Origin of the sequence: Vibrio sp. T3Y01 (assembly GCF_013114525.1) — a bacterium.
In the GTDB taxonomy this organism is placed as follows: domain Bacteria; phylum Pseudomonadota; class Gammaproteobacteria; order Enterobacterales; family Vibrionaceae; genus Vibrio; species Vibrio chagasii_B.
The window spans coordinates 1-22262 of sequence record NZ_VTXJ01000035.1; the positions used below are offsets into that span (position 1 = coordinate 1).

A 22262-nucleotide genomic window follows, 5' to 3' on the forward strand; every position below is an offset into this window, starting at 1 on the left:
GGGATGGAGCAGCTTGGTAGCTCGTCGGGCTCATAACCCGAAGGTCGTCGGTTCAAATCCGGCTCCCGCAACCACATTACAGTTAAACGCGATAGCGGTTAACTTATGCGATACTAGCTCAGTTGGTAGAGCGCAACCTTGCCAAGGTTGAGGTCATCGGTTCGAACCCGATGTATCGCTCCAGCTTTCTTCTAAAAAAGCTAATAAGTACTTTAAATCTCTGTGTTTAAAGGCGACCACAAAGGTCACGCTCTTTCTTTAATGCTGCGAAGCATAATCCCCCAAAAAAGCAAATAATCCTCCATCATGGTGGATATTTTTTTGTCTTAAATTTTTCTTAGCAACTGGAATGCTAGTAAACATCAGGTCTCTGAAGCAGATACTTGAGGTTTTTCACATCTATAAACAGACTTATCCACAAATAGTTAGATGTGGATAACTTGGTTGATAAAGTTATTTCAGGCTTAATTCTTTATATATCTCAAAAAGATCTTTCTTATTTTCAATATATTAGCTGAATTCTGATGTTCGTAACTTGTTGTTTTTTATGGGTTTAGGTGTATTTGTGGAATTAAGCTAAAGATCGTTAACTTGTTGTTTTTTGATCTTAATCATTTATCGGTACTGTGTTTAACTTTGCGCAGGTGTCGGAAGTTTACGAGAGTTCTGAATTTTTTCCACATTGTCAAAATTGAGAACAAGGTCAAACATTGTTCTAAAATTATGTGCAACGAGTTGTCTTAAATATTGGACTGTTAGTAAGAGCTAGCTTGTCATGCATTGGCATATATAGGGCTAAGCATCTCTTGGTAGTCCTTTCTCAACGATGCGTATCAGCCGGTGCTTTTTAGTTGCGACTTTGCTGTTACCTTTTTGAACCTCAATAATGCTCGGCAATTGCTGTAATTGTTTTTCTAAAGCCCACTCGATATGAACATCTAACAGGTCGTTATTACCTCGGTGAGACTCTAACGTTTCAACAATACGTTGTTGGAATGGCGCATTACCCATAGCAACATAGATATTGCGTAACCATTGGGTATGGCCAATGCGTCTAATCGCTGAACCTTCCATTTTCTTTAAGAAGGTCGCTTCATCCCAGCTTGCGAGTAAAACGAGGTCAGCTTCTTTAAAATCTTCTCTACGGTGGAAGTCTTTTTGTTCAGTGATATCAGCATGACGATTCCATGGGCAGACCAATTGGCAGTCATCACAACCATAGATTCGGTTCCCAATTGCTTCTCTGAACTCTTCTGGGATTACGCCATCGTATTCAATCGTTAAATATGAAATACATTTGCGAGCATCAACCACACCATCAGCAATAATGGCGCCAGTTGGGCAGGAGGTGATACATGCGGTGCATTTGCCACATTCGTCAACACTCGGCTCATCCGTTGGAAGAGGGATGTTAACCAGTAGCTCTCCTAAGAAGAACCAAGAGCCTGCGTCTTTATCGAGAATGAGTGAGTGTTTGCCTGTCCAGCCTAGCCCTGCTTTTTGAGCTAGTGGTCTTTCTAAAATAGGCGCCGAATCGACGAAAGGACGAGAGTCTAAACCTTCGACCTCTTTTTCAATTTTTTGCCCCAGCTTTTTCAATTGGTTACGGAACAATTTGTGATAATCGCGGCCTAAAGAATAACGGCTGATGTAACCTTGAGTGGTATCACTGAGGTTTGAGGCAAATTGAGCTTCTGGTGGTAGGTAGTTCATTCGGGCACTGATCACTCGAATGGTTCCTGGGTGAAGTTCATTAGGACGTGCGCGCATCATGCCATGACGGGCCATCCAATCCATTTCGCCGTGATGACCTGCATCTAGCCATGCTTGAAGAGGGGCTTCATGTTCACTGAGATTAACATCGCAGATGCCAACTTTTTGAAAGCCTAGCTCTTTTCCCCAAATTTTAATTTTTTCAGCAAGATGGTCTAGATTCATGGCTTCATTCTTATAGAGATAAGGATAACTAAAATTCGGTTCGGCAAAAATGGGGGGCGGATCTTAACGGATCTTAGTGGTGTTGACCAGAACAGACGTGTTTTGAACAGTATTTTTCATAGAACTTACACTTGAGTGCTTGTCTCCCAAAAGCATCACGGTTTACTATTCTTGTTCTTTTGATTTTTATATAGTCAACGATCGATTTTTAGAGAACGTATTCATGAGCACTAAACAATTTACTTTGAAAGATGAACAAGCAACGATTCAACTAGGAACGGAGCTTTCTAATCTTTGCTCACAGCAGACAACGATTTATCTGCATGGTGATCTTGGCGCAGGTAAAACGACGTTTAGTCGCGGCTTTGTAAAAGCACTTGGTCATCAAGGAAATGTAAAGAGCCCAACGTATACTCTAGTTGAACCTTATCAACTTGCAGATTGGCAGGTGTATCATTTTGATCTTTACCGCCTAGCCGACCCTGAAGAACTCGAGTTTATGGGGATTCGTGATTACTTTACGCCTGACGCGATCTGTTTGGTTGAATGGCCAGAGAAGGGCTATGGATTACTGCCAGAAGCGGACATGGATATTGATATTCGTTACCAAGACGATCACCGTATTGTTTCTTTAACCGCTAATAGTGAATACGGACAGCGCTTACTTAGTCAGTTGGAGTTATGTTGATTTCTAGACGCCTTTTTCCAACAGTAGCCATGATGGCTGCTGTTTTCTCCTTACTATTTTCATCACTGGTTTCTGCGAATTCACTAAAAGGTTTGAGGGTTTGGCCTTCTCCTGAAGAAACGCGTGTGGTTATCGATCTTAAATCTGAGGTCGACTTTAGCTATTTCACACTGAGTAGCCCACGCCGCTTGGTCGTTGATTTAAAAAATACCGAATTGGCCACTAAGCTACCGGTGGTGGTGAAAGACAGCCCAGTACTGTCTAAAGTTCGTAAAAGCTCTCCCCCACAGAAGGGAACCTATCGCTTAGTTTTCGAATTGAAGAAATCTTCTAAAGCTGAACTCTTTAAGTTGAGCCCAACACCGGGCGGCCAATACGGGCACCGCTTGGTTATCGATCTGCCTCATGGTGCAGTGAGCAAGAGTAAACCAGCTACAAAACCAAGTAATCCAACGGTAAGTAAAGACATCAACCAGGTTAAGCGTCAGAAAGATATTTTGATCGTGATTGATCCTGGCCATGGTGGTGAAGACCCAGGCTCGATTGGTCCAAGTCGTAAATATGAAAAAGATGCGACGCTGAGTATTTCAAAGAAGTTAGCTGCTCAATTGAATGCGGTTCCGGGTATCAAAACTCGCATGACTCGTAATGCTGACTACTTCGTAAACCTCAATCGACGTGTTGCTATCGCTCGTGAAAATGAAGCACACCTATTGATCTCTATTCACGCGGATGCCTTTACCACACCTCAACCACGAGGCGGCTCGGTGTTTGTACTGAACACTCGACGTGCGAATACAGAAATCTCCCGTTGGATTGAAAATAAAGAGAAGCAATCAGAATTGTTGGGGGGCAGCGGCGCTGCTTTCACTAGCAATATTGATGATAAGAACGTAAACCAAACCTTGTTGGACTTGCAATTTAGCCACTCTCAAAAAGAGGGCTATAAACTGGCAACAGCGATTCTTTCTGAAATGGGTAAAGTGGCTAAACTGCACAACAGTAAGCCGATTAATACGAGCTTGGCAGTATTGCGCTCACCGCAGATCCCATCAGTATTGGTAGAAACGGGCTTTATTTCAAACCCAACGGAAGAGAAGTTACTTTTCCAACGTTCGCACCAAGATAAGCTTGCACGTGCCGTGACTAAAGCTGTGGTCAAGTACCTGAAAGCGAACCCGCCAGAAGGGATTATCTTGTCGAATGCAACATCATCAACAGGTAGTGTTAGCCAGCACAAGGTGTCTCGTGGTGAGTCATTATCTGTGATTGCGAGTAAGTACGGCACATCGACACAAGCATTGATGAAGTACAACAATCTGAAGTCGAGCAGCCTAGCTATTGGCCAAGTGCTTAAGATTCCAGGCGGTGCTTCAAGCTCATCATCAAGCAGTGCGGTTAAAACTAAGACTATCACTCACACGGTTAAGTCTGGAGAATACTTAGGCAAGATCGCTAGCCGTTATAAAGTGTCGGTGGCTGATATTAAACGTGAGAACCGTCTAAAATCAGAAACAGTGAGAGTGGGCCAAAAGTTACGTATTACGGTTGAGGTGAAGGATGTTCCTCTACGCAAACATAAAGTCGCAAGAGGTGATTACTTGGGCAAGATTGCCGCGAAGTACGGCGTGAGTGTGAACAGCATTCGCCAAGCGAATAAGCTACGCTCTGATGAACTGGCGATTGGACAAGTGCTGATTATTCCTCATAAATAATCGAGTTTAACTAACATAGAAGTACCTTCTAAGCTCGGAAGGGCTTCTCTGAATGGCAGTAAGGTAGCTATAAATATGACGATCAAAATACTGCCAGCTCGCTTAGCGAACCAAATCGCAGCGGGTGAAGTGGTAGAAAGGCCAGCCTCTGTTGTAAAAGAGCTGGTTGAGAACAGTTTGGATTCCGGCGCGACACGTATCGATATTGATATCGAGAAAGGCGGCGCTAAGATGATCCGTGTTCGGGATAACGGTAAGGGCATCGTAAAAGATGAACTGGCTCTCGCACTAAGTCGCCACGCTACCTCTAAAATCCATACTCTTGATGACCTTGAGGCGATCGTCAGCCTAGGTTTCCGTGGTGAAGCGCTAGCGAGTATCAGCTCAGTAGCGCGCTTAACCATGACTTCACGCCCTGCCATCCAAGATCAAGCTTGGGCAGCGCACAGTGAAGGCCGAGACATGCAGGTAAAGCTTCAGCCTGCCGCGCATCCAATTGGCACCTCGGTTGAAGTGTTGGATCTGTTTTTCAATACCCCGGCACGCCGAAAATTCTTACGTACTGAAAAAACCGAATTCACTCATATTGATGAGCTGCTTAAGCGCATCGCATTAAGTCGCTTTGATGTGACGATCAATCTTCGTCATAACGGCAAGATGATTCGTCAGTACCGCGCTGCTAAGACAGAGGTTCAAGCCGAAAAACGAATTGCTGCGGTATGTGGTAATCCATTTGTTCGTCATATGCTTAAGATAGAGCTTGAGCACCAAGGATTGAAACTTCATGGCTGGATCACTACGCCAGAAGGGGCAAGACAGCAAAGCGACTTACAATACTGTTATGTGAATGGTCGCATGATGCGTGACAAACTGATCAATCACGCGATTCGTCAAAGCTACGAAACTAGCTTGCGCCCAGACCAATTTGCAACTTATGTACTCTTCATTGAATTGGATCCGCATCAAGTCGATGTGAATGTTCACCCTGCTAAACATGAAGTGCGCTTCCATCAAGCGCGTCTGGTGCATGACTTCATCTATCAGGCATTGAGTGATGGTCTAGCACAAAGTAAGCAAATCGATGCGGCGCCTATTAATCAATCTGCTTTCCATCAATCAGAAGCCCCTAACTATCAACAAGATAGTTCTGTGCCTGAAGCGGAAGAGATGACGAACTTTAGCGCTCCAGAAAGCAATGTCCCAGCTCATTCGGAACAATCGCAGGTTTCTGAAAGAGTGCGACATGCGATTGAGCAGACTCCAGCCTATCCGAGAAAAGCAGAATCTGAGCAAGTTTATAATCAGCCTCAACATAGCGTTAATGATGGTCGTCAGCGCTATAGTTCACCGTCGAATAGAGACTCTTCAAGTAATTTGGGCTCACCTGCTAACCGAAACTCGTCTGCTCGTGAAACCAGTTTTACCGGTTCGCCTCGTCAAGAGTGGATAGAATCACGACCTGCTCCGAAAAAAGAGAAAGAGTCACACCAACACCACGCCGAACCAGCGCCTTCGAAGCGTGAGGTGAGCGCTTACAAAGAGCTGTTGAAAACGCCAGACTTTGAGCGCCAAACAGCAGAGCCATCAGATGCTCAACAGCCGGTGGTGCAAACAGCACCAAGCGATACTGAGTTGCCTCAACAGAAGCTGCCTCAGTCGAAGCCAAGAACACCGGTTACCGATTTAGGTAAGGCCGTCTCGATTGTCGAGCGTCAGTACCTGATGATGGGCAATAAGAATGGTTGCGTGTTGGTCTCTTTGGCTAAAGCGGAATTACTGCGCGTTATTGGCCAGCTGGATGCACGAAGCGGAGCCTTAAAAAGCCAGCCATTACTGGTGCCTTTGTCGCTTAAAATTGGCAGTGAATTGGTTGAGGTAGCGAAGACATTAAACCAACCACTGTCTCGTCTTGGTATTGAACTTAAGGTTCGAAATAGCGAAGCCATTATGGTGATGGGGGTTCCTTCTCCATTAAGGCAGCAAAACTTACAAATTCTGATCCCAGATCTGTTATCGTACGCGGCTTCAATAAATGCCCAGAGTACAGTGAAGCAACCTGATGACATGTTGCCAGCTTTGGTTAACTGGATCGGGATTCAAACCGCACAAGTAAAAAGCGACTACACTTTATCTGAAGCGGTTCAATTAGTTGGGGAACTTGAACAACTTTGGCATGGTCTACTTCCATTAGATGATCCTGAGTTTGTTAATCCTATCGACTTTTCGGCGACTATTGCGGCATTTATGGCTTAGTTTATTGATAAATTAAGCATATTTACGGCTTAGGCTGTGTATGATTTTATTTTTACGATGGGACCTTTTGTGAAAGTGAATCCATCGTGACAAAAGCCCTTTGCTATAAAGCGCTATAACTGAGAAACAAATACTAACTATCATGACTGAAAAATTACCTTTAGCGTTGTTTTTAATGGGCCCAACGGCATCAGGAAAAACAGATTTAGCTATCCGCTTACGTCAGAAATACCCAGTAGAGATCATCAGCGTCGATTCGGCACTTATCTACAAAGACATGGATATTGGCACCGCTAAACCGGATGCAGAAGAGCTTGCGCTCGCGCCTCACCGCTTGATTGATATTCTTGACCCAAGCGAAGCGTACTCTGCGGCAGATTTTCGTCGTGATGCACTGAAAGAGATGAACGAGATCGTTGCCCAAGGCAAGATTCCTCTTTTGGTGGGCGGCACTATGCTTTACTACAAAGCGTTGTTGGAAGGTTTATCGCCACTACCGGCTGCGGATCCCGAGATTCGTAAGCAGATTGAAGCGGAATCTATTGAGCAAGGTTGGCAAGCATTACATGATCAATTAAGAGAGATTGATCCCGTATCCGCTGAAAGAATACACCCAAATGATCCACAAAGGCTTTCAAGGGCATTGGAAGTTTATCGAATTTCGGGTAAAACATTAACAGAGCTAACTCAAACGAAAGGCGATAGCCTGCCATTTCGTGTAAAACAATTTGCAATAGCTCCCAAGGAAAGGAAGGAACTCCATCGCCGCATTGAGCTGCGTTTCGAGAAGATGATAGAAGCAGGATTTGAAGAAGAAATGAAGGCGCTGTACGCCAGAGAAGATCTTCACCCTGAACTGCCATCGATCCGATGCGTTGGTTATAGGCAGATGTGGGATTATTTAGACGGTAATTGTGATTTAGACGAAGCGGTTTTCCGTGGTGTCTGTGCAACCCGTCAGTTGGCCAAGCGACAGATCACCTGGTTGCGCAGTTGGGATGATTTAACTTGGTTGGATAGCGAAAACATTGATCAAGCGTTAGAAACTCTTTCAGATGCAATAGCATCTGATTAGTATTGCTGTGTATAATGTGATCGCTTTTGCGTGAATATACTCTGGAAAGGATCCGTTATTGAGGCTTTTTAAAATCACAGCCTTTCAATAACAACGGAGTTTTTTTATTCATTTAGCTCAGATGCAAAGGCCGCACCTTTTTGTGCACCACTAGCTAAATAATTACAACAAAATACAAAATAAGGAAAATAAAATGGCTAAGGGGCAATCGCTACAAGACCCATTCCTAAATGCACTCCGCCGTGAGCGCATTCCAGTCTCAATCTACCTTGTAAACGGCATTAAGCTGCAAGGTCAGATCGAGTCTTTCGATCAATTCGTGATCTTGCTGAAGAACACTGTAAACCAAATGGTTTATAAGCATGCGATTTCTACTGTGGTTCCTGCTCGTGCAGTAAGTCACCACAGCGGCGAGCAACGTGCTCCATCTGATCGTGCTGAGAAGACAGAAGATTAATCGTTCAATTAACACAGCAAATGCTGTGATAAGGAGTTGGTTGCTTGTTTGACCGTTATGAATCCGGTGAGCGAGCCGTACTTGTTCATATCAACTTCACGCATGAGGGAGAATGGGAAGACCTAAGCGAATGCGAAATGCTGGTCTCCTCTGCGGGGGTAGAAACGCTACAAGTGATTACTGGTAGCCGCCAATCCCCACTCCCTAAATACTATGTCGGAGAAGGTAAAGCCCTAGAAATCGCACAAGCTGTTCAGCTGACCGGTGCTGAAATTGTGATTTTTAACCACTCCCTCTCTCCTGCCCAAGAGCGAAACCTCGAGCAATTGTGTAAATGTCGTGTGATTGATCGCACGGGTTTGATCTTAGATATCTTTGCACAACGTGCGCGAACTCATGAAGGTAAGCTACAAGTTGAGCTCGCTCAGCTTCGTCATATCTCTACCCGATTGATTCGTGGTTGGACTCACCTTGAAAGGCAGAAAGGTGGTATTGGTCTTCGTGGTCCAGGTGAAACTCAACTGGAAACCGATCGACGTTTGTTGCGTGACCGTATAAAGGCAATATTACGTCGTTTAGCTAAGGTAGCTAAGCAACGTGAACAAGGACGACGTGCTCGTAATCGAGCTGAGATCCCAACCGTTTCTTTAGTTGGTTATACCAACGCGGGGAAATCAACGCTTTTCAATCGAATCACTAGTGCCGGTGTTTATGCGGCAGACCAACTGTTTGCAACACTAGACCCAACACTACGTAAGATTGATTTGTCAGATGTCGGGCCTGCGATTCTCGCAGATACCGTAGGTTTTATCCGTCATCTACCACACGACTTGGTCGCTGCGTTCAAGGCTACGTTACAAGAGACGCAGGAAGCTGACATTTTGTTACATGTTGTTGATGCCAGTGATGACCGCTTTCGTGAGAACATTCAGGCTGTTCATGATGTATTAGAAGAAATCGATGCTCATGAAGTGCCAACCCTTGTAGTCATGAACAAGATTGACTGCATGGAAGACCAAAAACCTCGCATTGATAGAGACGAAGAGGGCGCACCACGCGCTGTTTGGGTTTCTGCGATGGAAGGCGAAGGTATTGAACTGCTGTTTGAAGCTTTAACTGAGCGTTTAGCGAGTCAAATGGTTCAATACCGACTGTGTATTCCGCATCAACATCAAGGCCGAATTCGTAGTTTATTTTTCCAGCTGAAATGTATTCAACAGGAAGAGTATGATGAAAATGGTAACTTGTTGATAGATATCCGAATGCAACAGATAGATTGGTCTAAACTTGAAAAAAGAGAAGGGGCGCTCTTGGGTGACTTTATCGTTACCTCAGAGACTGCTACAGTATAACGTCATATCAAATGATGGAGCTTTCTAATGGCGTGGAATGAGCCTGGAAATAACAACGGCGATAACGGCCGCGATAATGACCCTTGGGGTAATAAAAATAATCGCGGTGGCCGAGATCAAGGACCGCCAGACCTAGACGAAGTGTTTAACAAGCTGAGTCAAAAGTTGGGTGGCAAGTTTGGTAAAAAAGGTGGTAACGGAAACGGGCCATCTATTGGTGGTGGCGGTGCAATTGGCTTTGGTGTCATTGCCGTTATTGCTATTGCTATCTGGTTCTTCGCAGGTTTCTACACCGTTGGCGAAGCAGAAAGAGCAGTTGTGCTTCGATTAGGTCAATTCGACCGTATTGAAGAACCTGGTCTTAACTGGCATCCACGTTTCATCGATCAAATCAGTGATGAGCAGCTAGTAAACGTTCAAGCGATTCGTTCTCTACGTGCTTCTGGCACCATGCTAACGAAAGACGAAAACGTAGTTACGGTTGAGATGGGTGTTCAATACCGTGTATCTGATCCATACAAATATTTGTATCGTGTAACGAATGCGGACGACAGCTTACGTCAGGCGACTGATTCTGCGCTTCGTGCAGTAATCGGTGACTCACTGATGGACAGCATCCTAACAAGTGGTCGTCAACAGATTCGTCAAAGCACTCAAGAAACGCTTAACCGTATTATCGATAGCTACGATATGGGTATTCTTATTGTTGACGTGAACTTCCAGTCAGCACGTCCACCTGAGCAAGTTAAAGATGCATTTGATGATGCTATCGCGGCTCGTGAGGATGAAGAGCGTTTTGAACGTGAAGCTGAAGCTTACCGAAATGACATTCTTCCAAAAGCAACAGGTCGTGCTGAGCGTTTGAAGAAAGAAGCGGTTGGTTACTCTGAGCGCACAGTTAATGGTGCTCTAGGTCAAGTAGCTCAGTTCGAGAAACTGCTACCTGAATACCAAGCAGCTCCAGAAGTAACACGTAACCGTATGTACCTAGATACAATGGAAAAAGTGTACTCAAGTACATCTAAAGTCCTGATTGACTCTGAATCAAGCGGTAATTTGTTGTACCTACCAATTGATAAGCTAGGTGCTCAAGGTGGTTCTCAGTCGGGCACTCGCTCAACAAAGGCACCATCGACTTACGATCAGATTGAACTAGAAACTCAACCTGAACCAGCGTCGAGCTCTCAGTCTCGTTCAGATAGCTCACGTCAAGGGAGATACTAATAATGCGTAAATTAATGATCCCTGTATTGGTTGTTACGTTAGCTTTGCTACTGATGTCAGTATTCGTGATTCCTGAAGGCGAGCGCGGTATCGTGATTCGTTTCGGTCGTGTATTGAAAGATACTAACGACATCTCTCGTATCCACGAACCAGGTCTGCACTTCAAACTGCCATTGTTCGACCGTGTGAAAACTCTTGATGCACGTATTCAAACAATGGACGGCCGTTCTGACCGTTTCGTAACGTCTGAGAAAAAAGACGTGATCATCGATTCATACGTTAAGTGGCGTATCCAAGACTTCGGTCAATACTACCTAGCAACAGGTGGTGGTAACGCACTAACAGCAGAAGCACTTCTTGAGCGTAAAGTGACAGACGTTCTTCGTTCTGAAATCGGTTCTCGTGAAATCAAGCAAATCGTATCAGGTCCTCGTAATAACGATGTACTGCCAGATTCTGCTGATAGCGAAGAAGTGACAACAGTTGCTGCTGCTGAAGCCCTAGAGGTGGATGGTGAGCGTGACAAGATCATGGAAAACGTACTTGCAGATACTCGTGAAAGTGCGCTGAAAGATCTAGGTGTTGAGATTGTTGATTTCCGTATGAAGAAAATCAACCTTCCAGACAACATCAGTGACTCTATCTACAAGCGTATGCGTGCAGAGCGTGAGTCGGTTGCTCGTAAGCACCGTTCTCAAGGTCGTGAGCGTGCTGAAGTTATCCGTGCTCAAGCTGAGCTAGAAGTTGCGACAGTACTTGCTGAAGCTGACCGTACTGCTCGAGTAACTCGTGGTGATGCAGATGCAGAAGCGGCGAAGATCTACTCTGATGCATACAACAAAGATCCTGAGTTCTTTGGCTTTATGCGTTCACTGCAAGCTTATGAGTCATCATTTAGCGATAAGAGCGACATTCTAGTACTGGATCCGAAGACAGACTTCTTCCAATACATGAATCAAGCGAGCGGTGCTCCAGCGAAATAAGCTGATCAGTTATTGAAGCAGCAAACGCTGACCTTCAATCACGAGACACGTTAAGACTTAAAAGGCTCCCATAGTGGGAGCCTTTTTGCTTTTTGGGGCAGTTGTTTTTAGCTTCAATAGGAGAGTTGTTGCTCGAACTATCTATCAGTTAGCAATGCTAAGGAATGATGCAGAGCAGCTATTCTAAGAAGCGATGACGTGAGTTAGTGATGTGTCATAAAGGCGATCACGGCGCCAGCGACAACAAGGCAGCCACCAGTGCGGCGTAATTGAGTATCGGGCTGCTCGCTTAGTTGAGCGACCATATTTCTCCAGCCATTTGGTGCGATTAACGGGCCAAGCCCTTCAACGATGAGAACAAGCCCAATTGCGAGCCAAATTGAATCAGACATGATGCTGCCTTATATCTATAAAAATATAATGATATCAGCATCTTTAGCGATCTGCCCTTCGTAATCGCTGTTTTATTTTTGTACAGCGTTAACGTTTATGAACAAAAAGTGACTGCAAGAAGTGTGATTCAGTGCTAGAATCCATTTTTAATTAGCAACAGAAATTGGAAAGATGGGAAATAACGTAGTCGTTCTAGGCACCCAATGGGGTGATGAAGGTAAAGGTAAAATCGTTGACCTTTTAACTGAAGATGCAAAATACGTGGTTCGCTACCAAGGCGGTCACAATGCAGGTCACACACTTGTAATTGACGGTGAAAAAACCGTTCTTCACTTAATTCCATCAGGCATCCTGCGCGATAACGTTAAATGTGTTATCGGTAACGGTGTTGTACTTTCGCCTGAAGCACTTCTTAAAGAAATGAAGCCTCTTGAAGAGCGCGGTATCCCAGTTCGCGAGCGTCTTTTCGTTTCTGAAGCTTGTCCTCTAATTCTTCCTTACCACATCGCTATCGACAACGCGCGTGAAATCGCTCGTGGCGCGAAAGCTATTGGTACAACTGGTCGTGGTATCGGTCCAGCTTACGAAGATAAAGTTGCTCGTCGCGGTCTACGCGTTGGTGACCTTTTCGATAAAGAAATGTTCGCTGAAAAACTAAAAGAAGTAATGGAATTCCATAACTTCCAACTAGAGCACTTCTACAAAGCTGAAACAGTAAGCTACGAAGATGTACTTGAGCAGTGCATGGGTTACGCAGATCTACTAACTTCAATGGTTATCGACGTAACTGACGAACTAGACGCAGCACGTAAGCGCGGCGACAAGATCATGTTCGAAGGTGCTCAAGGTACGCTACTAGATATCGACCACGGTACTTACCCATACGTAACGTCTTCTAATACTACTGCTGGTGGTGTTGCTGCAGGTTCTGGTTTCGGTCCTCGTCACATCGGTTACATCCTTGGTATCACTAAGGCTTACTGTACTCGTGTTGGTTCTGGTCCATTCCCAACTGAGCTATACGATGGCCTTGATAAGCAAGACCCAGTAGGTAAGCACCTAGGTGATGTTGGCCACGAGTTTGGCGCAACTACTGGTCGTCTACGTCGTACTGGTTGGTTCGATGCTGTTGCTATGCGTCGTGCAATCCAAATCAACTCTCTATCTGGTATGTGTCTAACTAAGCTAGACGTTCTAGATGGCCTAGAAGAACTAAAAATCTGTACTGGTTACAAGATGAAAGATGGTTCTATCCTAGAAGTTTCTCCAATGGCTGCTGAGTCATTCGAAGAAGCGACGCCAATCTACGAAACAATGCCTGGTTGGAGCGAGAACACATTTGGTGCTAAGTCAATTGATGCGCTTCCACAAGCTGCTCTTGATTACATCAAACGTATCGAAGACCTAACAGGTGTGCCAATTGATATCGTATCAACTGGTCCAGACCGTAACGAAACTATCATCAAGGTTCACCCATACAGCGCATAATGCCTGATTGAGTGATTACCACTGCACCTTGAGTGCTTTGATAATTAAATCGTTTTCTAAAAGCCGACTTTCTTAAGTCGGCTTTTTTATACCTGCAATTTGAAAACGAAGCCGTCTGTGATGATCTTTTGAACGCCATCTGGCAAAATATTGCCCATTAGCGGCAAGTTTTGTCTAAAGCGATACGCTGAGTTGCCGATACAGATATCATAGTGAGTGAAATGTAATTGAGTTTGGGTTGTCCAAAAGCTCGATTCGTTTTTAAAACCGATAAAAGAGTGCAGGTATGAAGCTACGAATTGTGGCAGCTTCATTGATAATGGCGCTGAGCTCACCCTTGAGTCATGCAAATTTGGCTGATGTCGGGGAGCCAGTTCCAATATATACAGAAGCTGAACTGATTAATTTAATCGAGAATAATCAACACCTAGAGCGAGTGAAAGCTGATAAGTGCCAGTTAGTTGAAGATATCGTTGCTCGTGCAACGCGTATTAGCTTGCCTTCTTATGAGTTTTTATACGGCGATATGCTGGCGTGGGGCGTGTGCGTTCCTCAAGATGTAGAGCTTGGTCTTTACTATATGGAAAACGCGGCACACCAAGGTTTACCCGCAGCACTAGAGCAATTGGGTCGTTATTATTCTCGTGGAACTTTGGTTCAACAAGACCAAGAACGTGCGATCCCATACCTGCGTGAAGCGGCCTCTTTGGGGAATCTGAGTGCCAGTATTCATCTAGCAGAATTGCTGTTACGTGATTATGGCAGTCCATTAGATTACGAAGATGCCTACCGCTGGTTGTACAACTCTGTCACGGCAGATCAAAGGCAACATAAGCGTATTACTGTATTGCGAAGTGGTTTGGAAAAGAGAATGCCAGACAATATTATCGCTCGAGCAAAACGTCGAGACGTATTCTGGTAATACAGAACAAGAAACCTGTAATGATTCCTGCACTCATTATTACAGGTCACAAGATCTAGAAAGCCCCGCCTAATAGAATTAGTGCGGGGCTTTTTACGTTTAGATGGTCATGTTATTCGATAGCGAACTTATTGGACTACTTCACCAGATTCGATAACGGTTTCACGAACTACCTTAGTGAAATCGAGCGCTTCCTGACGAATTTTATCTTCATCTACTGTTAGCATGTCTCGATCTTGCATGATGATCTTGCCATCGACGATCGTGTGACGAACATTGCCAGAGTTAGCTGAATACACCAGTGCTGAATATGGGTTGTAAACAGGAACCATGTTTGGTGCTTTAGTGTCGATCACTATGATATCTGCTAGCTTACCGGCTTCAAGGGAGCCGATCTTGTCTTCCATGTGTAGCGCTTTTGCTGCGCCCATTGTTGCCATGTCGATCACTTTGATCGGCGGCATTGCTGCACGATCTTTATTGACTAGCTTATGAACTTTAGCAACTTGGTTGAATTCATCAATGGTGCTCAGAGTGTTGCCAGACATTGGGCCATCAGTACCTAAACCAATACGTACATTCTCATCATACATCTGTAGTGCAGGTGATACGCCTTTCGCCGACTTGATGTTCGCACTCATGTTATGAGCCACACCCATATCCGACTTTTTAACAAGCTCAATGTCATGGTCATCAACTAGGATCATGTGTGCGCCAACTAGGTTTTTGTTGAGTGCACCAATGCTATCCATGTATTGAACCGGCGATAAGCCTTCTGAACGCTCTGCGATCTTTTCCACTTCACGGTGCGATTCTGCAAGGTGGATCATCACTGGTACATCGAGCTCTAGTGATAACTTAGAAATCTTCTGCAGGATCTCTGTAGTGTTGGTGTAAGGCGCATGTGGTGCAAATGCCGGAGTGATACGTGGGTGATCTTTGTATTCTTCAATGAAGTTCAGCGCGTACTTGATACCTTCTTCGGCGTTAGCCGCATCGGCAACCGGGAACTTAATCACGGTTTCACCAAGGATGGCGCGCATACCAATCTTATCGACAGTTTTTGCGACTTCATCCTCGAAGTAGTACATGTCGGCGTAAGTCGTCACACCACCTTTAACCATCTCAACGTTACCTAAGTTGGCACCAATACGTACCATGTCGCGTGATACTAAATTCTTCTCTAGTGGGAAGATGTAGCGGTGTAGTCGATCTGGAACATCATCAGCCAGTGAACGGAAAACCGTCATTGATACGTGGGTGTGAGTATTGATAAGACCTGGCATCACGATGTCGCCATCCACGTCTAGCACTTGCTCAGCCTTGTATTGCTTCTTTAGTGAAGCATCGCCAACCGCAATGATTTTGTTGTCTTTGACGACAACCGTACCGCTCTCATAAACCGTTTTGTCTTGGTTCATGGTTAGAACCATCGCATCGGTAATCATTAGGTCAGCTTTTTCCATCGCAGAACTTGCGAATGGGAATAGCGCAAGGCTCGCCATTGCTGAAGCCAATAAGGTGCGTTTCAATTTCATATCAATACTCAGAACAGGAGTTGGTAAAAGTGTCTGGATAATAGTGCATTTCATTCGTGAGGCAAACGTTTGTTTTATCGTTTGCGCGAAATTCTTATGGTAGTTTGTGATGATGAAGTGATGTTTCACAAAATGAAGATATGTATCAATCTGAGGTTATTTTCGGGTTTTCTAAAGCATATCTGTAGCTTACCTCTAGCATCGGATATACTAGGGGTATATACCTTCCTTGCTTAAGCAGGCCCGCCTATGTCAAAAAACACACCGATGTCAGAAAACACGACAGCTAGCACTAATGTTGACCCTTTTGCCGATCGAGAGTCGAAGAATTACGACAATCCAGTACCAAGCCGAGAGTTCATTTTATCGTTTCTAACGGAAGCGAATATCCCAATGAACCGCAATGACCTATTCGAAGCGCTTGGCCTTGCTGGAGAGGAGCAATATGAAGGGCTACGTCGTCGTTTACGTGCTATGGAGCGTGATGGACAACTGGTCTTCACTCGTCGCCAATGCTACGCGTTACCTGAAAAGTTAGAGCTAGTGAAAGGTTACGTGATTGGTCATAAAGACGGTCATGGTTGGGTTCGCCCTGATGGTAGCAAAGGCAAGGATGACGATATTCTACTGCCACACCATCAGATGAAAACCATCATGCACGGTGACTACGTATTGGCTCAGCCAACGGACAACAGCAAGCGTGGCCGTCGTGAAGGTCGTTTAGTTCGCGTACTTGAAGAACGTACCACGCCAATTGTTGGCCGTTTCTTCTTAGAGTATGGTCACTCTTATGTGGTTGCTGATGACTCACGTATCAGTCATGACATCCTTATCCCAACCGAGCATAAAGGCGGAGCTCGAATGGGTAATGTGGTTGTGATTGAAATTACTGACCGTGGCGGTCGCTCTCGTAACATGATGGGTAAGGTAACTGAAGTGCTTGGTGAGAACATGGCTCCGGGCATGGAAACCAAGATTGCTATCCATACCCACCAGATCCCAAATGAGTGGCCTGAAGCTGTCGATAAGCAAATTGCTAACTTGGGTGAGCATGTCCCTGAAGAAGCGAAAGAAGGGCGTGTTGACCTGCGTAAATTGCCATTGGTAACTATCGATGGTGAAGATGCACGTGACTTCGATGATGCGGTTTATTGTGAAGCGAAGAAAGGTGGAGGTTGGCGCCTATGGGTAGCGATTGCTGATGTAAGCTACTATGTTCGCCCTGATACTGCGCTAGACAAAGAAGCGATCAACCGTGGTAACTCGGTATACTTCCCGTCACAAGTAGTCCCAATGCTGCCAGAAGTGCTTTCTAACGGCCTATGTTCGTTGAACCCACAAGTAGACCGTTTATGTATGGTGTGTGAGATGACTATCTCAGACAAAGGCAAACTGTCTGGCTACAAGCACTATGAAGCGGTGATGAACTCTCACGCTCGTCTTACTTACAATAAAGTAGGCGCAATCCTAGATGGCAACGAAGAACTTCGTGAGCGTTACGTACAAGAAGTACCGCATCTAGAAGAGCTGCACAGAATGTACAAAGTACTGAAGCAGACTCGTGACGAGCGTGGCGCAATTGAGTTTGAAACGGTAGAGACTAAGTTCATCTTCAATGCGGATCGTAAGATTGACCGTATTGAACCCGTTGTTCGCAACGATGCACACAAAATCATCGAAGAGTGTATGATTCTAGCGAACATCGCGTCTGCATCTTTGGTGGAGAAAGCGAAAGAGCCATCGCTGTACCGTATTCACGAAACTCCAGGTGAAGAGCGCTTAGCAGGCTTTAAAGACTTCCTAAGTGAACTTGGTTTATCGCTAGACGGCGGTTTGTCTCCGTCACCAACGGATTACGCAAAGCTAATGCAGCAAATTAACGAGCGTGAAGATCGCGAGTTAATCCAAACTATGCTGTTACGCTCGATGAAGCAAGCGGTATACAACGCTGATAACGTAGGTCACTTTGGTCTAGCGCTAAAACGCTACGCTCACTTTACCTCGCCGATCCGTCGTTACCCTGACTTGCTACTGCACCGTGCAATTAAGTACCTTATTGCGAAAGAAGAGGGGCGTAACAGCGAACGTTGGACACCAACGGGCGGTTACCACTACACTTTCGATGAAATGGACTTCTACGGCGAGCAGTGTTCAATGACTGAGCGTCGTGCCGATGATGCAACTCGTGAAGTGAACGACTGGCTGAAATGTGAATACATGCAAGACCACGTCGGTGAAGTGATGGACGGTGTGATTGCCAACGTTACCGGCTTTGGTTTCTTTGTGCGTCTAACGGAATTGCACATTGATGGTCTGGTACACATCTCGGCGTTAGCGAACGATTACTACCAATTTGATGCGGTTGGTCAGCGCCTAGTGGGTGAAAGCTCTGGTAACATCTACCGCTTGGGTGACTCGGTTAAAGTGAAGGTTTCTGCGGTTAATCTAGAAACTCGCCAAATTGATTTTGATTTGGAAGACACTGCTCGTCAGCCTCGTGGCAAAGGTAAAACAGCCAAGAAGCGTGCTGCTGAAGCAATGAAAAAGGCGAAAAGTAAGAAACGCGCCGCAGTGAAGAGCAACAAACCGGGTATCGCAGCTAAACCATTAGTTGAGCCAACTAAGCGACCAGATGGTAGTTCAGAAGCTTCTGAGAAAAAGAAAAAATCGCGTAATAAGACCGGTGCAGCAAAAGCTCGAGCGAAGAAAAAGCGCTCAGCAACGCGCAAGGCAAGGGCGGATAAGTCTTAAGACATCGCCAAGCGTTAACAACGAATGTAATGCGAGAGTATCGGGCGTGAAACGCATACTCTCGAAATAAACAACGCAGAGCTGAACGCATTGGAGTTAGTGCCGTTCATCTCTGAGCAATAAGAGTAATTTGAGACAATGAGTAACGAATTTATTTACGGTATTCACGCGGTGAAAGCCGTATTAGAAAAAGATCCAGCACGTTTCATCGAAGCGTATGTGCTAAAAGGTCGTCAAGACGAGCGCCTTTTACCACTACTGAATCAGCTACAACAGTTTGGTGTATCCATTCAACAGATGGGCCGTAAGCCGCTGGATGACAAAGCACAAGGTGCAAACCACCAAGGCATTATCGCTAAGGTGAAGCCGGCTAAACAGCTTAACGAAACTCACCTAGATGACATCCTAGCGCAGCACGAACAGCCATTGCTGTTGGTTCTAGATGGCGTAACAGACCCTCATAACCTAGGTGCTTGCCTGCGTAATGCGGATGCGGCTGGTGTTGCTGCGGTTATCGTGCCTAAAGACCGCTCTTCTCCATTAACAGCAACGGTTAGTAAGGTTGCATGTGGTGCGGCTGAAACGGTTCCTCTAGTACGTGTAACTAACCTGGCTCGCACAATGCGCGCACTGCAAGAACAAGGTGTATGGTTTGTCGGTACGGCAGGTGAAGCAACGCATGACATCTACCAAGCGAAACTAACAGGCCCTCTAGCAGTCGTAATGGGTGCAGAAGGTGACGGTATGCGTCGTCTAACGCGTGAGACCTGTGATGACCTGATCAAGATTCCGATGGCTGGCAGTGTATCAAGCCTGAACGTGTCAGTGGCTTCTGGTATTTGTCTGTTTGAAGCGGTACGTCAGCGTCTAGCGCAGTAAATTACTCATTGAATTGATTTATTTCTAACGCCCACCACATGCTGGTGGGCGTTTGTTTTCATCTAATTAAGGCAGATCTCAATAGAACCGCGGATGGCTAGATGGCGAAAGAAAAACTGTTTCATTATTCGCCAAATACCACTTGCCAATACAGGGTTCTTTCTATAATATTTGCCGTCCTTAAAACTCGGTCATTTATCTTTAGTTCCTTGCTTCCTCTGGACGACCGAGCCATTCGTGGAAGCTAATAATCCGTAAGGAGCAACCAAATGCGTCATTACGAAATCGTATTCATGGTTCACCCTGATCAAAGCGAGCAAGTTGCTGGCATGATCGAGCGTTACACTGGTTCTATCACTGAAGCTGGCGGTACTATCCACCGTCTAGAAGACTGGGGTCGTCGTCAAATGGCTTACCCAATCAACAAGCTTCACAAAGCTCACTACGTTCTTATGAACGTTGAAGCTGGTCAAGAAGTGATTGACGAGCTAGAAACTGCTTTCCGTTTCAACGATGCAGTTCTACGTAACATGATCATGCGCACTAAAGGCGCTGTGACTGAGCAATCTATTATGCTTAAGCAAAAAGAAGAGCGTGCAGAGCGTGCTCCTCGTCGCGAAGAGCGTACAGAAGCTAAACCAGAAGCAGCTGCTGAGTAATTCTTTTTTGGCTTAATGCCTTAAAAAATTCTCAACTTGTTTTAAGTCTTTCACCACTTCCTAAGTTTTGAAAGGCTGCATTATTAAATTTAAGATCAGGAGATAGCCCATGGCTCGTTTCTTCCGTCGTCGTAAATTCTGCCGTTTCACTGCAGAAGGCGTACAAGAGATTGACTACAAAGACGTAGCAACTCTTAAAAACTACATCACTGAAGCTGGTAAAATCGTACCTAGCCGTATCACTGGTACAAGCGCTAAGTACCAGCGTCAACTAGCTCGCGCTATCAAGCGTTCTCGTTACCTAGCTCTACTACCGTACACTGACAAGCATCAGTAATCGGTAATAGTTAATAATAGTTTAAGAGGACTAAGATAATGCAAGTTATTCTACTTGATAAGATCGGTAACCTAGGTGGCCTTGGCGACCAAGTAAACGTTAAATCTGGTTACGCTCGTAACTTCCTTATCCCACAGGGTAAAGCAGTTATGGCAACTAAAGACAACGTTGCTATGTTCGAAACTCGTCGTGCTGAACTAGAAGCTAAAGTTGCTGAGCAACTAGCTGCTGCTGAAGCTCGTGCAGAGAAAGTTAACTCTCTAGAAGGCGTTTCTATCGCTTCTAAAGCTGGTGACGAAGGTAAACTATTCGGTTCTATCGGTACTCGTGACATCGCTGACGCTATCACAGCGGCAGGTGTTGCAGTAGCTAAGAGCGAAGTACGCCTACCTGAAGGCGCTCTACGTAACATCGGCGAATTCGAAGTAAGCATCCAACTTCACTCTGAAGTTTTTGCTACTGCGAAAATCGCTATCGTTGCAGCTGAGTAATTTCAGTACCAAGACGAATTCTTTCTTTATGAAAGTTTTAAACACCAGCTTTGGCTGGTGTTTTTTTATGTCTGGAATATAGGAAAAGGTAAGGGAGGGCTACAGTAGGTAAAAAGCCTACTATGATCCAAAAGCTCTAATGGCTGAACAAACAGCCATGGAAATTAGAATTGGAACAACAGGTTTATGGAGAGAACCGAGTCTTCTTTATCTAGCCCTTCGGGAACTTTATCGTGGTACTGGCGAGAGTGTGCAATCTTAAGCGCGATATTGTCAGTAATATCGTTGATCGCTTCTAACTCGGTATCGAACTTCAAGTTACTGTGACCAGACACCAATGTTACATCGGCTTTTAGCTGCAAATTCTTCAACACCTGCCAAGACGTATTTACGTTGCCACGGAAAATCGCTTCTTCAACGATCTCTGGGAAGATGATGTCATCATCGTCTAGCTCATCGAGGTTTGGTTCTTGGTAACGAAAGCCCGGGCCCACTTCGACTTCCAGTACGAACTCTTCGGTATTCGAAAACTGGTAACCCAGACCGCTCGAAACGGTGTAATCCTTAAAGTAAGCACTGTATCGTGAATCGACGCCTTTAAAACTGCCGTAAAGATAGGTTTTAGGGCTTAACTTGTAGTCACTCTGAGCCGTGTAAGTTGATTGCCTTTTATCTTCTTCGCCATCTTTATAGAGGTTGTAGTATTTCCATTCGCCACTGGTTCTGTGGCGGCCAGCCGTGTACTCACCGTTTAGGCGTGCGTTTAGAGAGCGTGAATCGGAATTACCAGTATGCGACTGATATCCAAATTCGACTTCAGTTTTTAGTGGGCTTGGCAGTTCAGTGTCACTCGTATCACTTGGGGCGATATCCATATCTTTTTCTTCTGGTGCTGGTGCAACGACGATCGGCTCAGCAGTAGGTTCTGGTACTACTATCGAGTCGAGGATTGCATCAACATCGGTTTTAGCATCATCAGCTAAAGCCATCGGAGCGCTCAGGAGACCAGTGCTTAGAAGACCTGTGCTCAGAGCCAATAGTTTGGACACGCATACCTCAGTTATACAGTGAATGAATGGCGAGATCGTAATGCTACCCTTGGTTAATTCCGTCAGCAAT

General features: G+C 45.2%; 19 protein-coding genes and 1 tRNA gene. 16 read left to right on the plus strand and 4 right to left on the minus strand.

From position 1 onward, the window contains the following. Window positions 1-107: 107 nt before the first annotated feature. Window positions 108-183: transfer RNA gene (locus tag F0232_RS23975), tRNA-Gly, on the plus strand. 612 nt (window positions 184-795) lie between these two features. Here the strand turns inward: F0232_RS23975 and queG are convergent. Continuing rightward, window positions 796-1938 (minus strand): tRNA epoxyqueuosine(34) reductase QueG, encoded by a 1143-nt coding sequence (queG, locus tag F0232_RS23980; RefSeq protein ID WP_105057811.1) that lies wholly within the window; start codon window positions 1936-1938, stop codon window positions 796-798. Window positions 1939-2161: 223 nt separating this feature from the next. On the opposite strand from queG, the gene tsaE reads away from it, so the two are divergent. The 8 genes from tsaE to hflC all read left to right on the plus strand — a co-directional run bounded on the left by tsaE (window position 2162) and on the right by hflC (window position 11685). Continuing rightward, window positions 2162-2626 (plus strand): tRNA (adenosine(37)-N6)-threonylcarbamoyltransferase complex ATPase subunit type 1 TsaE, encoded by a 465-nt coding sequence (tsaE, locus tag F0232_RS23985; RefSeq protein ID WP_008223947.1) that lies wholly within the window; start codon window positions 2162-2164, stop codon window positions 2624-2626. Then, the gene (locus tag F0232_RS23990; protein WP_105057812.1) at window positions 2620-4341 is read left to right on the plus strand and encodes an N-acetylmuramoyl-L-alanine amidase; all 1722 of its coding nucleotides are present in this window, start codon (window positions 2620-2622) and stop codon (window positions 4339-4341) included. Before tsaE ends, F0232_RS23990 begins: the two co-directional genes overlap by 7 nt. A gap of 75 nt (window positions 4342-4416) precedes the next feature. Then, a complete protein-coding gene (mutL, locus tag F0232_RS23995) occupies window positions 4417-6594 on the plus strand; it encodes a DNA mismatch repair endonuclease MutL (protein WP_105057813.1) in 2178 nt (725 codons plus the stop codon). A gap of 142 nt (window positions 6595-6736) precedes the next feature. Beyond that, window positions 6737-7669, plus strand: a complete 933-nt coding sequence (gene miaA, locus F0232_RS24000; protein ID WP_004741291.1) for a tRNA (adenosine(37)-N6)-dimethylallyltransferase MiaA — start codon at window positions 6737-6739, stop codon at window positions 7667-7669. A gap of 193 nt (window positions 7670-7862) precedes the next feature. Further along, window positions 7863-8126 (plus strand): RNA chaperone Hfq, encoded by a 264-nt coding sequence (gene hfq, locus F0232_RS24005; protein WP_004741290.1) that lies wholly within the window; start codon window positions 7863-7865, stop codon window positions 8124-8126. Between the two features lie 44 nt (window positions 8127-8170). After that, entirely contained in the window at window positions 8171-9478 is a 1308-nt protein-coding gene (gene hflX, locus F0232_RS24010) for a ribosome rescue GTPase HflX (RefSeq protein ID WP_061034267.1), read from the plus strand. A 27-nt stretch (window positions 9479-9505) separates the two neighbouring features. Beyond that, complete coding sequence (hflK, locus tag F0232_RS24015; RefSeq protein ID WP_008223941.1) at window positions 9506-10702, plus strand: FtsH protease activity modulator HflK; 1197 nt, start codon at window positions 9506-9508, stop codon at window positions 10700-10702. Between the two features lie 2 nt (window positions 10703-10704). Next, window positions 10705-11685 carry a protease modulator HflC gene (hflC, locus tag F0232_RS24020; RefSeq protein WP_008223939.1) on the plus strand — a complete coding sequence of 327 codons (981 nt, stop codon included), beginning with the start codon at window positions 10705-10707 and terminating at the stop codon, window positions 11683-11685. A 203-nt stretch (window positions 11686-11888) separates the two neighbouring features. Here the strand turns inward: hflC and F0232_RS24025 are convergent, their stop codons facing one another. After that, the gene (locus F0232_RS24025; RefSeq protein WP_105057814.1) at window positions 11889-12077 is read right to left on the minus strand and encodes a DUF2065 domain-containing protein; all 189 of its coding nucleotides are present in this window, start codon (window positions 12075-12077) and stop codon (window positions 11889-11891) included. Window positions 12078-12249: 172 nt separating this feature from the next. On the opposite strand from F0232_RS24025, the gene F0232_RS24030 reads away from it, so the two are divergent. Together F0232_RS24030 and F0232_RS24035 are read left to right on the plus strand one after the other, a co-directional pair. Next, on the plus strand, window positions 12250-13566 hold the full coding sequence (locus tag F0232_RS24030; RefSeq protein WP_061034268.1) for an adenylosuccinate synthase: 1317 nt from the start codon (window positions 12250-12252) through the stop codon (window positions 13564-13566). A 286-nt stretch (window positions 13567-13852) separates the two neighbouring features. Further along, on the plus strand, window positions 13853-14488 hold the full coding sequence (locus tag F0232_RS24035; protein ID WP_004741283.1) for a tetratricopeptide repeat protein: 636 nt from the start codon (window positions 13853-13855) through the stop codon (window positions 14486-14488). A gap of 128 nt (window positions 14489-14616) precedes the next feature. Here F0232_RS24035 and F0232_RS24040 read toward each other — a convergent pair whose 3' ends face one another. Continuing rightward, complete coding sequence (locus tag F0232_RS24040; RefSeq protein ID WP_105057815.1) at window positions 14617-16026, minus strand: amidohydrolase; 1410 nt, start codon at window positions 16024-16026, stop codon at window positions 14617-14619. A gap of 249 nt (window positions 16027-16275) precedes the next feature. Here F0232_RS24040 and rnr point away from each other — a divergent pair, with 249 nt between their 5' ends. From rnr to rplI, 5 genes are all read left to right on the plus strand, one after another. Then, window positions 16276-18777 carry a ribonuclease R gene (rnr, locus tag F0232_RS24045; protein ID WP_105057816.1) on the plus strand — a complete coding sequence of 834 codons (2502 nt, stop codon included), beginning with the start codon at window positions 16276-16278 and terminating at the stop codon, window positions 18775-18777. 138 nt (window positions 18778-18915) lie between these two features. Then, window positions 18916-19656 (plus strand): 23S rRNA (guanosine(2251)-2'-O)-methyltransferase RlmB, encoded by a 741-nt coding sequence (rlmB, locus tag F0232_RS24050; RefSeq protein ID WP_004741280.1) that lies wholly within the window; start codon window positions 18916-18918, stop codon window positions 19654-19656. Between the two features lie 269 nt (window positions 19657-19925). Then, the gene (rpsF, locus tag F0232_RS24055; RefSeq protein WP_004741278.1) at window positions 19926-20315 is read left to right on the plus strand and encodes a 30S ribosomal protein S6; all 390 of its coding nucleotides are present in this window, start codon (window positions 19926-19928) and stop codon (window positions 20313-20315) included. Between the two features lie 109 nt (window positions 20316-20424). Continuing rightward, window positions 20425-20652 carry a 30S ribosomal protein S18 gene (gene rpsR / locus F0232_RS24060; RefSeq protein ID WP_000090472.1) on the plus strand — a complete coding sequence of 76 codons (228 nt, stop codon included), beginning with the start codon at window positions 20425-20427 and terminating at the stop codon, window positions 20650-20652. Window positions 20653-20690: 38 nt separating this feature from the next. Next, window positions 20691-21143, plus strand: coding sequence for a 50S ribosomal protein L9 (gene rplI / locus F0232_RS24065; RefSeq protein WP_008223927.1), 453 nt, complete (start codon window positions 20691-20693; stop codon window positions 21141-21143). Between the two features lie 164 nt (window positions 21144-21307). Here rplI and F0232_RS24070 read toward each other — a convergent pair whose 3' ends face one another. Continuing rightward, window positions 21308-22192: a DUF481 domain-containing protein gene (locus F0232_RS24070; protein WP_061034272.1), complete on the minus strand. Its 885-nt coding sequence runs from the start codon at window positions 22190-22192 to the stop codon at window positions 21308-21310. Window positions 22193-22262 lie beyond the last annotated feature (70 nt).